Source organism: Pedobacter sp. SG908 (assembly GCF_011759615.1).
Classification (GTDB): domain Bacteria; phylum Bacteroidota; class Bacteroidia; order Sphingobacteriales; family Sphingobacteriaceae; genus Pedobacter; species Pedobacter riviphilus.
The window spans coordinates 623792-635833 of the sequence record NZ_JAAOYY010000002.1 but is presented as its reverse complement, the minus strand read 5'-3'; the positions used below and the strand labels follow the sequence as shown (position 1 = coordinate 635833).

General features: G+C 38.8%; 9 protein-coding genes. 2 read left to right on the top strand and 7 right to left on the bottom strand.

Annotation, left to right across the window (positions count from 1 at the left end):
• Positions 1–3: 3 nt before the first annotated feature.
• Genes FHT21_RS17655 through tssO (FHT21_RS17630) form a run of 6 tightly spaced genes read right to left on the bottom strand, consistent with a single transcriptional unit; the run spans position 4 to position 7473 of the window.
• Entirely contained in the window at positions 4–450 is a 447-nt protein-coding gene (locus FHT21_RS17655) for a hypothetical protein (protein WP_167296068.1), read from the bottom strand.
• A gap of 56 nt (positions 451–506) precedes the next feature.
• Positions 507–3023 (bottom strand): ATP-dependent Clp protease ATP-binding subunit, encoded by a 2517-nt coding sequence (locus FHT21_RS17650; RefSeq protein ID WP_167296067.1) that lies wholly within the window; start codon positions 3021–3023, stop codon positions 507–509.
• Positions 3024–3028: 5 nt separating this feature from the next.
• Positions 3029–5404 (bottom strand): type VI secretion system protein TssR domain-containing protein, encoded by a 2376-nt coding sequence (gene tssR / locus FHT21_RS17645; protein WP_167296066.1) that lies wholly within the window; start codon positions 5402–5404, stop codon positions 3029–3031.
• A 41-nt stretch (positions 5405–5445) separates the two neighbouring features.
• On the bottom strand, positions 5446–6426 hold the full coding sequence (locus FHT21_RS17640) for a PKD domain-containing protein (protein ID WP_167296065.1): 981 nt from the start codon (positions 6424–6426) through the stop codon (positions 5446–5448).
• Positions 6427–6456: 30 nt separating this feature from the next.
• The gene (tssO, locus tag FHT21_RS17635) at positions 6457–6942 is read right to left on the bottom strand and encodes a type VI secretion system TssO (RefSeq protein WP_167296064.1); all 486 of its coding nucleotides are present in this window, start codon (positions 6940–6942) and stop codon (positions 6457–6459) included.
• A 9-nt stretch (positions 6943–6951) separates the two neighbouring features.
• Positions 6952–7473 carry a type VI secretion system TssO gene (tssO, locus tag FHT21_RS17630; protein ID WP_167296063.1) on the bottom strand — a complete coding sequence of 174 codons (522 nt, stop codon included), beginning with the start codon at positions 7471–7473 and terminating at the stop codon, positions 6952–6954.
• Positions 7474–7652: 179 nt separating this feature from the next.
• On the opposite strand from tssO (FHT21_RS17630), the gene FHT21_RS17625 reads away from it, so the two are divergent.
• On the top strand, positions 7653–8087 hold the full coding sequence (locus FHT21_RS17625; RefSeq protein WP_167296062.1) for a GPW/gp25 family protein: 435 nt from the start codon (positions 7653–7655) through the stop codon (positions 8085–8087).
• 26 nt (positions 8088–8113) lie between these two features.
• Positions 8114–9979, top strand: coding sequence for a type VI secretion system baseplate subunit TssF (locus tag FHT21_RS17620; RefSeq protein ID WP_167296061.1), 1866 nt, complete (start codon positions 8114–8116; stop codon positions 9977–9979).
• Positions 9980–11003: 1024 nt separating this feature from the next.
• Here the strand turns inward: FHT21_RS17620 and FHT21_RS17615 are convergent.
• Positions 11004–11942 (bottom strand): type VI secretion system baseplate subunit TssG, encoded by a 939-nt coding sequence (locus FHT21_RS17615; protein ID WP_167296060.1) that lies wholly within the window; start codon positions 11940–11942, stop codon positions 11004–11006.
• Between the last annotated feature and the right edge of the window lie 100 nt (positions 11943–12042).

Genomic DNA, 12042 nt, shown 5'->3' with positions numbered 1-12042 from the left:
AGATTATTTATTTTGCTCCAGTTCATCAACAAAGTTCTTTAAAGCACTTATGAATGCCGCTTTAGTTTCTTCATCATCAAGCGTAGCTTTTAAGGTTTTGTTAGATTTTAACTGTTTAATTACATTTAGAGACATCTCTCTCTCAATGTTAACATTAGTGAGGTAGTTACTTTGGTTGATTATGTTTTTCACACCGAAATCGCCCAGATCGTTAAAGCTTAGGGTTTCGCCAACGGTAGATCCATCCTGCTTTTCGAAAGCTACCTTAACATTTGGTTTGTAATGTTCGAATACCTCTTTTACCGTTTTTAATCCTTCTACCTTTTCTGGTTTGATTGGGTCGTTATCGGTAAGTTTTTGTACAAAAAGCGTTTTGTTATGGGCAATTTCTGCGAAAGCTTCTGAGGTGTCGATTTTTCGCTCATTACCACCAATTTCATAATTAAACATAGTATGTAGATTTAGATTTACGATTAATTTATTCTAATAATATAATAGTTAACGTTTTAGCTCAATTTTTGTTCCAATGTAACAACTTCTGGCTGAATAATATCCCATTTCAATGTATCTTCTTCGGGATGTTTGCTTACCTGGATCTTTGATCCTTTTTTAAGTTCGCCAGAAATGATGTATTTCGAAATTGGCCTGCGTAAAAGATTTCTGATCACTGCCGATAGCTGTCTTGCTCCATATTTTGGGGTAAAACCATCTAATGCAATCATTTTCTTGGCATCATCTGCTATTTCAAATTCGATACCCATTTTGTTCAGCGATTGCACCAAACTGCTCAGCTGAATTTCAAAGATGCGTACCACATTACTTTCATTAATCGGTGCAAATGGAACAATTTCCGAAATCCGGGCTAAAAACTCGGGGCGGAAATGTCCGGCCATTACCTCCATCAATTGGTTCGATGCCGGAATAACACCTTTACTGATTTGTTCTGCTATCCATTCGCTACCGATATTCGAGGTAAAAAGAATCAGCGAATTACTAAAATCTCCTTCTTTCCCTAACCGGTCATGCATATGGCCTTCATCCAAAATCTGCAAAAAAGTATCGAAAACAGAAGGGTGAGCTTTTTCAATTTCATCAAACAACAATACCGAATAAGGCTGTTGCCTGATTTTGTTTACTAACAAACCACCTTCCTCATAACCCACATATCCTGGAGGCGCACCATAAAGCAATGCGGCACTGTGTTCTTCTTTAAATTCAGACATATCGAACCTGATCATGGCTTTTTCATCATTAAACAGAAATTCTGCTATTGATTTAGCCAGTTCGGTTTTACCTGTTCCGGTTGGACCCAGTAAAAAGAAAGATCCGATGGGCTGTCCTTTTTTATTTAAGCCACTACGCGATTCCAATATCGCATCAGAAACCGCTTTAAGGGCCTGATCCTGTCCTACAACCCGTTTTTTCAGGTAAGCTTCCATATTGAGCAGCTTTTCTTTTTCGCCAGCTTGAAGTTTTCCCATTGGGATACCTGTTTTATAGGCCACAATGGAAGCGATGTCCTGTTTGGTAATGCGGTCGCTTTTTTCTGCCGCATATTTTTTTAATTCCTGCAGGCTACTATTGATATAACCCTGATATTCATCCGCTGTTTCGAAAGCATCTGTTTGCGTTTCGTCGGTTAACCGCCCTAACAAAACCGGACTTAATTTATTTTGAAGCAAAGAAAAAAGCCACTTATAATCTGCAAATTTCGCTGTCTCCGCCTGTTCTGTATTGGCATTTAATGTTTCCAGATCAGCTTCCAGACTTTCAATTACCTGATCGGAAGTGTCATTCATCATTTTCATTGCCGCCATGGTTCTATCCAATAAATCGAAAGCAGAATCAGGGAGACGTCTATCTTTCATATACCGCTTGGCTAAACGAACGCATTCGCCCAACGCATCAGGTTCGATCGTTAAAATATGATGTTCTTCATATTTTACAGCCAGTTTTTGCAACATTTTTATCGCGCTTTCCTCGTTCGGTTCATTTACCTGAAGCACTTCGAACCGCCTGCTAAAAGCCTGTTCAGGTTCAATAATTTTGCGGTATTCGTCAATAGTGGTTGCGCCAATTACCGTGATTTCGCCCCGGGCAAGTTCTGGCTTTAGCAAATTGCCAATTCCGGCACCCAATGGGCCTTTGCTATCCAATAACGTATGGATTTCATCAATAAAGAGCACTGCTTTTTCGAACTGTTTTATTTCTTTGATGATGTTTTTTAAGCGGTCTTCAATCTCTCCTTTATAAGATGCTCCTGCTATTAACGAGCCCAGATCCAATTCAAAAAGCTGTACAGGTTTAAGACTTTCTGGCACATTCTGGTTCACAATATCAATGGCAAATCCATCAACAAGTGCGGTTTTACCCACACCGGCATCGCCAGTAAGAATTACATTTGGCTTGGTGCGGCGACAAAGGATTTCCATCATCATCCTGGTTTCTTTATCCCGACCGATTATCGGATCGGTTTTACCATCGCGAACCATCTGTAACCGATCTATACAGTATTTATATAATGCGTTGCCTGTACTTTTATTTTCTACAGATGAAGTTGCCTGACCTGGAGAAACAGCTCTCGAAATTTCTTCATCCTTTACATAAAGGTCTAAAATCTCGCGTTCCTTTATTGGAAAAGATTTTAACTGATCGGGCTGAAAACCGATTCCAGGTTTAGCCAATGCAGTCAGCACACACACAGGCGTAATTAAATCCAACCCTAATTTAATGCGTACGTTATCAGCTTCTTCAAAAATAACGGCAATTTCTGGTGCACCACTAACAGAATCACTAAAACTTGCAGATTTTGTCTGTTCATCAATCCGAACTTCTGCCCACTCACTAATATATTCTTCATCCTTCCCAATTGAAGTGATAAACGACCGTAAGCCAACATCTTTATGCATTAAGCCTTTGAGCAAATGAGCTGCAGAAAATGTTTCATTTCTGTATTCTTTTGCTAATGACTGTGCGATATGCAAGGCCGTTTTAACCGATTCGCTTAAATTTGTAACTGCCATAGCCCTTAGTTGGTTGTAGGCAAAACTGCCGGGTTAAAATTATTTTCGGTGATGTAGTAATATATTTTTCCGTTTGATACAAATTGTTGTTCAATCTGTGTCGCCCTTTTGATCTGTTGTACCGATTGATTTAACATCTTGATATAACTCTCAAACTGATCGAGGGGCATTCTAGAGGTGCTTTTTAAATCGTTTACAGTATATTTTGACAAAAACTCGTTATTTAAAGGTAAACCTGTTACCAATTTGATGTAGCTGGCCAAAGTCATTGCTTTAATATCTCCTGAAGATACTTTCATCCCCAACAGCTGTTTAGGCATTTTGACGTAGTTTTTAACGAGTTTGCTTCTGAAAGAAGACTGATCTGCCTGTAGGTTTTGCCCCAACATAATCGAAAAAACATCTACAATCTGCTTGTATTCCATATTATTTAATACAATGGCATACTGCAGCGTAGAGCGGTTGTTTTTTACAACATCGGCTGATACGTTGGCGGTACTGTAATATTTAAAGGCATTGTGCGGCATACGGTCAGCTACTTCTGCGCCAACAGGTGCAGGTAATAAACCTTCTACATCAGCTGATAAGTTTTTGCGCGATATACCTGTTAAACGGAATGCGCTATCCAAAGAGCTGATCTGGTTGTAGATATCCATATTGGTTTCTTTCACAAAACGGCGCAAAGCGATGGTCATGCTCTGGTTTGAATTTACTGAACCTTTAGTTGGGAAAACCACCCCACCTTGTATTAAACTGTTTTTAGGATAATCTAAATAATAAGAAATTGAATCCTGGAGGCTGGTGTTATAAGGCTGGAAGCTTTTTAAACCTTCTCCTTTAACCATGGTTTTTTTTCTGTATTCGGCAGCACGGATAGCTGATTCTGAAACCAGTTTTCGCGACTGAATTACAAAATCATTAAACGACTGGTTAAAATCGCTATAAACTTGTAGTGCTAAAATTCGGGCATCGGCAAGTGCAACCTGCTCACTCAGTTCGTTAATAAGGTAATTATTGGTACCGCCAACATTACCCGTACTACCAACCAAAACAATTAAATTGGTTTCGTTCTTTTTCGTTTTAAACAAGTTTAATCCGGCCTTTAATGCTGCAAATACAGGTTCTTCGGCAATTTCGCCGTTACACCTCAGGGTATTTTTTGCCTGGTTAGACAGGAAAGTCATCAACTGTCGGTAATCATCCTGAATCGGACTAACAAAAATCCCTTGCAATGAGCATCCCGTTTCGCCACGGTATACTACACCGCCATAATTTACTTTAGTCCCTTTACCAAAATCGCCCATTATGTTTTCAAAAGAAGCAATAGTATTGGTCATTCCGGAAAGATACTTCGTCATCGGGCTTCCTCCATCAACTACAAAAACAACATTAACCTTATTTTTATTTTTACGCAGATTCACATAATCCTGATAAGAAAGTGCTGAACCATTAATGGTTAATATTTTATTGTCTTTTTTATTGTAAACATCGGCAGCTATCCCCACGGCATACGCACCGGCATCATCAGAAACTACAGGAACACTTCTTAAAATCAGGTTTTCTCTTGGCAACAGAGGATCGACCACGAAAGCTGTTCCATTGTTTATTCCATTTTTAATAGCTGTTGAAGTAGAATCATCGTTATCGTAATTACCAGGCTTAACAGATGTTATATACAGCCGATCTCCCCAACTGTGTACTGCCTCAGCAGAAACCCATCCATAAATACTTTTTAAAGCTGTATCAGCAACCAACTGATCATCAGAACCGATCAGATATTTTTTGCCATCTTCCGATTTTTTATAGATATAAGCAATTTCATGCAACCTTACTTTGGTGCGCCTGTCTTTAAGTTCGGGTGTGTTGTAAACCAAAATGGAGTCGGTAGTATCGAAATAAAATTTTGGCTCTGTAAGTGCGTTTTTACCGTTTATAATGCCAATAGCTTTTTCGGCATAACCTGTTTTTTGGTTAGAAAAAGCACGCTGCCACAAAAGAAGTTTAGATTTTGCTATCCAGCCGTAACTGATGGCGCTCTTTTTATCGTTAATTTTTCTTCCTCTGATCATTCCTGCTTTATACTTGATCAGTTTCAGGTATCCGTTTTCTTCCTTTGAAACATAAAAAGGTTCCATGAAGCTGATTTTTTTCATAATCAGGCTTCCACCTGGAGCAGTGGTGGTATAGTTGTCTTCGCGATCGGAAAAAACAATCCAGGGTAAACTGCTGCTACTGGTATTATCGTTAATGTTTATGGTTTCGGCTGGCTTTTCATACGATTTGGGCATGTATTTCACTTTTTTGCCAAAGGATGCCGGTGATTGTGCATAGGCAAACGATATTCCTAAGAACAGGATGGATAAGGCATAATATTTTTTCATAATATTGTAGATGAGCTTTAAAATTAGGTTCAGATGTTAATCTATTTTGTTTTTGCCGGAGCATCGGTAGTTGCTGTTGCTGCAGGCTGGACTGTTCCAGAATGTTGCTTAATGTTTAACAAACTGGCGCAGGTAGAATTTGGCTTAATGGTTAACTGCGCTTCGTCAACCGCGATTTCGCCGCCAAAAGTTAAGCCCATGCAATAAGAGTAAATATCAGTCTGCTTTTTCTTTCCGTTCATCTCCACATTTACAGTTACTTTTTCGTTGCTGCACATGTATTTGTTAATGAGATAATAATAGTTGGAGTTAAAATCAGCACCATTTGCAATAGCTTGTAGGCGGGCTCTGATATCATCAATGGTTTTACGTTCTCCATCTCCGGGTGCAACCAGATCTTCCACTATTTCGGCATTAGGATCGGTAATCAGGATATTTAAAAAAGCTGGTTTACGTGCTTTATCCGATCGAAGGCGTACCACATATTTCCCAGGTGCACGGTAGGTGTATAAAGCGGTTTTTCCTTTAACATCTACACGGCCGGTTTCGCCGAAAGACCATTCGAAATCTTTTCCTTCTCCATCGCCCTCCAGCCTGATCTCTTCATTAACCAGACCGGCAGTTGGCCCGCTTATGGTGAGCACGCTATCGACAACTACTGCTTTTACAGTATCTCGCACGGTTATTGGAAATTCCTGACGTAATTCGCCATCAACGGTTAAACGTACAATATAAGTATCGGGCTTAGTGTAATGATAGGAACCGGTTTTTGTAGTCGCTTTTTCGCCATTACCGAATTCCCATAACCATTTAGTGGCTTTAGGTGTATTATCAGTAAAAACTAAATCCTCGTTTAAATAAATTTCATCTTTGAGGATTCTTGCATCGATGGCTCTTTTTTCGAACAAAGAGCTTTTAAATAAAAAAATCAGGCCTGTTAAGAGCAATACAGCCAAAAGGATGTAAAGGATAACGTAGCCTTGCGAATTTGAGTTAACTTGCTTGGTGTTTGTGTCAGACATAGGTAGCGTTTTTTATAGGTTGTAGGATGTTTATCTTGCAGATATTGTTTGCTGCAGCTGACGCCTGTTGGTAATACAGTCGTCTAATTGCCTTTTGTGCAGTTCAATATCTGTAATATTTCTATTTTGTTCTTGTCTATCGTAAAATAACCTGTCGTACAGTTGCGAGGTTTGAACGAAGATTTTATATCTCGAATCTGATGCTTTTCGATCAAACGCAGCTTTAATGGAGCCCAACGAAAGCTGGATATCATTCTTTAAAAATACCGCTTGCACATTTGGGTTATAGCGTGTAATCTGCTTAAAAGTCGTATCAACGGTAGGCATGGTTTCTTTCACCATATTTTCAAAGGCATCATTTTCACGGATCTTCACTTCAAGTTCTTCTTTAGAAATTTCGTACCGGGATGTACCGCTATAAAAAATCCCAAAGCTTAAAAGCCCAACAGTAAAAACAAATAAGGCTAAAAAAAACAAGAATTGTTCCCGTCTTTCTTTTATGCTAAGTTTTATCATAATCTTTAATTATCGGCCGAACCTACCATTTCTAATTTTGTTAGCTGCTGATTGGTTTGCACGATGGCAGTCGTTTATTTGTTCCTTGTATCTTTGAATATCACCTCTAGATTTAATAAGAGAATCTTGTAAATCGGCCATTGCGCCAACATTGTTATTCAGTTTCCCATATAGGTCGAAACTGGGACTGGATTCGGTCTTCTTCGTAATTAAATCTTTTATCCTGTTGTTTGCGGTTTGAATATCGCCAAGCAAAATGCTCTGTTTGCTCATTTCGTTTGCATTATAATCACGGTATTGGGCAAGCTCTTTAAAGCGGACTAAAATGAGATCGAAATTGGTATTGATATCTTTTCGTAAATAGGATAATTTTTCGGTTTCTTTTACTTTTTTATCGAGTAGTGTGTACTCGTAATCAGAAGCTGCAAAAAAGAGATAAATGCAAAGAATAGAGAAGAGTGTTAGGAAAACAAAGTTTAAAATAAACTTGGTGTATGAATTCCTAATTTCGGTAGCGTTAATGGGTTTCATAAAGATTTAATAGTTTCACATAGCAATAGCCTAATAATTAATCCGACAATCAACCTCACTAAGAATCACACAAACCTTTTCAAATTAACATTGTACTATAACAATTTTTAATATTTGTTGTTTGGTTATTAAAACGGTTTTATTTATTTTACTTTTAACAAACTTTAAGCCAAACATCCATGTCTGAAAATTTTTTCAACAAACCCTTCAGATTTAACGCCGTATTTTCAGGTGCTGGCCTACAGGCAACAGACCTTGGAAAATCGATTTCTAACCACATTGAATTGATTATTTTTACCCGGTTTGGAGAGCATCGATTCCATCATGATTTTGGATGTGAAATATGGGATCTGGATTTTGAGTTAATCGTGAGCGAGAGCATTTGGGAGGAAAAATTCCGCAAATCGTTGCTAAAATCCATAACCAATAGTGAATTTCGGATATATAATACCGAGGTAGAGGTCCGTATTACTGAAGTAGAAAACGTATATCCGCTACGTAAGATAACTGAGATTAAAAAAAAGGTAGATATTAGTGTTAGGGCACTAATAAAAACCACAGGAGAAAAATATTTTTTCAACACCGCTTTATTTCTTAGCCCGCTATCAACTTAATCTAAAACGCCCAAAATATTCTACACATGAAACCAGTTTTTTATTCATCAAAAGATGAGATCCGGAACAGAATTTTAAAAAATGCCGAAGACTTTTGGAGCGTTAAGGATAGTAATGATTTTGATCCGCTTGTAAAATTAATTATTGAAGCCTTAAGTAACGAACTTTTTAATGTGGCCAATGATGTTAAAAATCTTGAGAATAGAATTTTCGATAAGATTAGCCGCATTTTAGCTCCCGATCATTTAACTTCATCGTTACCTGCGCACGCCATTGTCCACGCCAGGCCAATTGAATACGAAGATTACCTTTCTCCATATACACAGTTCGCTTTTAAGAAAAACATCCAGCAAGAAAATGATAAGGCAAAAAAAATAGACATTTTCTTCAGCCCCTTGCACCATGTAAAAGTTCAAAATGCTACTATAAAATATATCGCAACCGGAACTACCCTTTTTAATGTAGAACAATTAAGCAGGCAACCTATTTTAAATACTTTACCTGGATCAGCAATAGAAAAAAACACCATTTACATCGGTTTTAATGGGATAAAAAACTGGATGGACTTTAACAAACTAAATTTATTTTTTGATTGGAAAAACTATTCGGTACCAGAGAACACTTACGATCTGTTATCCTTGGGAAAATGGTTCTATAAAGATAATGAGCTTAGTGCCTATACCGAACGTTTTATGGATGAGCCATTAACCGGGAAACACGAAGCGCCCTTTCAGCATAAACAGTTGCTTAATCTAATTAAGGCTGATGTGCTCCAGTTTTATAGCAACAGGTTTATTACCCTTGGCGATCTTAATGATTTTAATATTGATGAAAGCAAGGAGCTGCCTGCTGCCTTTGCAAACATTTTTCAGCCAGCAAGCTTAAACCAGATTGATGAAAAAGTAAAATGGCTTAAAGTGGTTTTTCCTGCGGCCATCAATCAGGAAATGCTGAATGAGCTTCATATCTATACCAATGCATTTCCGGTGGTAAATAAAAAGTTAAGCCAGATCAAACACCGGCTTAAAACGATGAATAATATCATCCCGATTAAAACCGAAGCTATAGACCAAATGCTGGCTGTAGAAAATCTGAAAGACAATAAAGGCAAAAGTTATAACGAAATTCCATACACCAATGAGAACGATAAAGGCGACGGTTCCTTCTCGATCAGGTATGGAGGCACCGAGCGCTTCGATACCAGAAATGCAAAAGAATTGGTCGATTATCTGTTTGAACTGCTCAGAGATGAGAAGGCTTCTTTTTCTGCCTATGGCCCCGATTTTTTAAGCACCGTGCTTAAAAATTTAGAACAGAATATTGCCCTTATTGAACAGAAGAGTCGCTCGGCATTAAAAGACATCAAAGAATTACCAAGCTATATTGTATTAAAACCGATTGATGATGCCGATATTCTGTTTTTAGATATTTGGGTTACACAAGCTGAAGAGGCTAACCACATTAATGCCGGTAGCCGTTTAGTGGTATACGAAAACAATAAGGTAAATGCAGAAAGCATCTTTTTATTAAGCCAAACAAAAGGCGGACGGTCGAGATTGAATGCAACCAACAGGGTACAGGCTTATAAGTATGGGCTAACCACTGCAGACCGGATTATTACCAAGGCAGATGTGATTAACTTTTGCCGATACGAATTAGGCCAAAAGCTTAAAGGCATTACCCTAGCCAAAGGCATTGTGATGGATAATAAACCCAATGCTGGATTTATTAAAACCACTGATATTATAATTGAGCCAGCAGATAACCTGCAGCTCACTGTGCCGGACTGGGAAGAACTGCTTGGCCTTACCTTGGCCAAATTAAACTTAAGAAGTACCATGAATGTACATTACCGCATGTTATTAAAGCCAACAGTATATAAAATGGTTTAAGTTTTTGTAAGCCGTTACCGAATTAAGGGTAAATAAAAAAGTCGTCAATACGAACCTGGGGGCTGGTTTTAGAAGGATGCGTAAAGTACGCCATTTCATTTTTGACAGCTTAATTATAGAATTTAGGTTATTAATAAAAGTACTTCATATTTGGAGCGCAAGGGCTGTACAACACCATAAGTTCATCCCCGTCTTCCGCTTTTACGCTTCGCCGCCTCGTTCCTCGTTGCTGCAGGGTAACGCTTCAACCGGGGCTAAGTGGCCACAATAGTATTTCATTTGTTGGGCTGCAGGGCGCAAAAACCTTTGTTTCTAAACCCGATTGCAGCGAACACGGAGTGCAACGCAGTAAAGCGTAAAGCGGGGCTGTTGACCTCCAAGAACCACAGGCTACTCATTTCCTAACCCTAAAACACTAACATCACTTGAAGCGCAATACTTATGCATAACAAAAAGTTCCTTCCCGTCTTCCGCTTTTACGCTTCGCTTCCTCGTACCTCGTTGCTGTAGGGTAACGCTTCAACCGGGGCTAAGTGGCCACAATAGTATTTCATTTGTTGGGTTGCAGGGCGCAAAAACCTTTGTTTCTAAACCTGATTGCAGCGAACACGGAGTGCAACGGAGTAAAGCGTAAAGCGGGGCTGTCGACCTCCAAGCACCACAGCTACTCATTTCCTAACCCTAAAACACTAACATCACTTGAAGCGCAATACTTGTGCATAACAAAAAGTTCCTTCCCGTTTTGCGCTTTTACGCTTCGCTGCCTCGTTCCTCGTTGCTGCAGGGTAACGCTTCAACCGGAGCTAAGTGGCCACAATAGTATTTCATTTGTTGGGTTGCAGGACGCAAAAACCTTTGTTTCTAAACCTGATTGCAGCGAACACGGAGTGCAACGGAGTAAAGCGTAAAGCGGGGCTGCAATTGCCAAGAACCACAAAGCGCTCATTTCCAAATAACCTGAAATCGATTATTTCTATTGTTCAATAAGCAAACTTAAAGAGATGCTTGTTGTTCCTTCTCGCAATTAAATATATACAGTATACCCTAAATAAGCGCTTTCTCCATCTGTACTCAGCACTGTTTCCTGATAATCGGTTGCGGTAAGCAAATCAACATTTATTTCTGCATCAAGCGGCATCAGATAACTCATCGCCATATCCAAAATAGCCCTATTCTTTTGGCCCGGAATAAAGCCAATCAATTCTTGCGGTGTGGTGGGGCCAATATTAACGTTATAGGCCTCATGCTCCGGCATAAAACTATCGCCAATAATGGTATCAATGCCCAAGGCGCTGGCACCAAGTTGCATCTGCAGTTCATCCGCAATTTTTAAAGGGCTAATGTTGGCAGTGGTATCAACAAGATTTATGGGCAAATTAAACAAGGCAGTAAGCACCTTAGATACAAAAGTAATATCATTTCTTTTTTGTTGGATTTCGGGCAACAGGTGCATCCAAATAATACTCTGTTCTTTATTCAACAAGTTAAATTCATCCCAGCCGAATTCGAATATCTGGCTTAAATCCGAATAAGTAGTTTTTTTATCGAGCCTGTTTTCATAAAGCTCGGTCATAATCCTTACATGATTAATTTCAGCATCAAATGGAGTAAAAAACAACCTGGCGTGTTTTTCTTCTTCTCTCCTATCCCTGATATCCTTAATCATCGATTCCTCATCCATCCCGGCACTGCCTGTTGGCGGCTTATGAAAAAGTCCTTCAGGCAACATATCGTACAAACTCTCTCTATTGGTATTGATGCGGATACGATCGTGCCTTCTTTTTTCTGTATAGTAGGTGGTTGTATTTTCAATATCCTTTGCAAAAGCGCGCTTATCAGGGCCTACAGGAATAACTTCAATACGATCGGCATCTATCACCTTACGCTCTATTAAGTCGGCGGCATGAGCCACCGCCTTGTAATCTGTAAAGAGTTCGTTATTAATCAAAGTTTCTTTTTTCATTTAAACTTTAAGCTTGCTTATTTGTTATAGGTTAAATTTGTATTATCGAAAAAAATTAGGATTATAATCAAATACTAAAGATACTATATTTGCAGTACAT

Bases quoted from the DNA above. Each gene is read 5' to 3' on its own strand.
- FHT21_RS17640 (WP_167296065.1), bottom strand. From the start codon at position 6,426: ATGTCTGACACAAACACCAAGCAAGTTAACTCAAATTCGCAAGGCTAC.
- FHT21_RS17615 (WP_167296060.1), bottom strand. From the start codon at position 11,942: ATGAAAAAAGAAACTTTGATTAATAACGAACTCTTTACAGATTACAAG.
- FHT21_RS17655 (WP_167296068.1), bottom strand. From the start codon at position 450: ATGTTTAATTATGAAATTGGTGGTAATGAGCGAAAAATCGACACCTCA.
- FHT21_RS17620 (WP_167296061.1), top strand. From the start codon at position 8,114: ATGAAACCAGTTTTTTATTCATCAAAAGATGAGATCCGGAACAGAATT.
- FHT21_RS17650 (WP_167296067.1), bottom strand. From the start codon at position 3,023: ATGGCAGTTACAAATTTAAGCGAATCGGTTAAAACGGCCTTGCATATC.
- FHT21_RS17625 (WP_167296062.1), top strand. From the start codon at position 7,653: ATGTCTGAAAATTTTTTCAACAAACCCTTCAGATTTAACGCCGTATTT.
- tssO (WP_167296063.1), bottom strand. From the start codon at position 7,473: ATGAAACCCATTAACGCTACCGAAATTAGGAATTCATACACCAAGTTT.
- tssR (WP_167296066.1), bottom strand. From the start codon at position 5,404: ATGAAAAAATATTATGCCTTATCCATCCTGTTCTTAGGAATATCGTTT.
- tssO (WP_167296064.1), bottom strand. From the start codon at position 6,942: ATGATAAAACTTAGCATAAAAGAAAGACGGGAACAATTCTTGTTTTTT.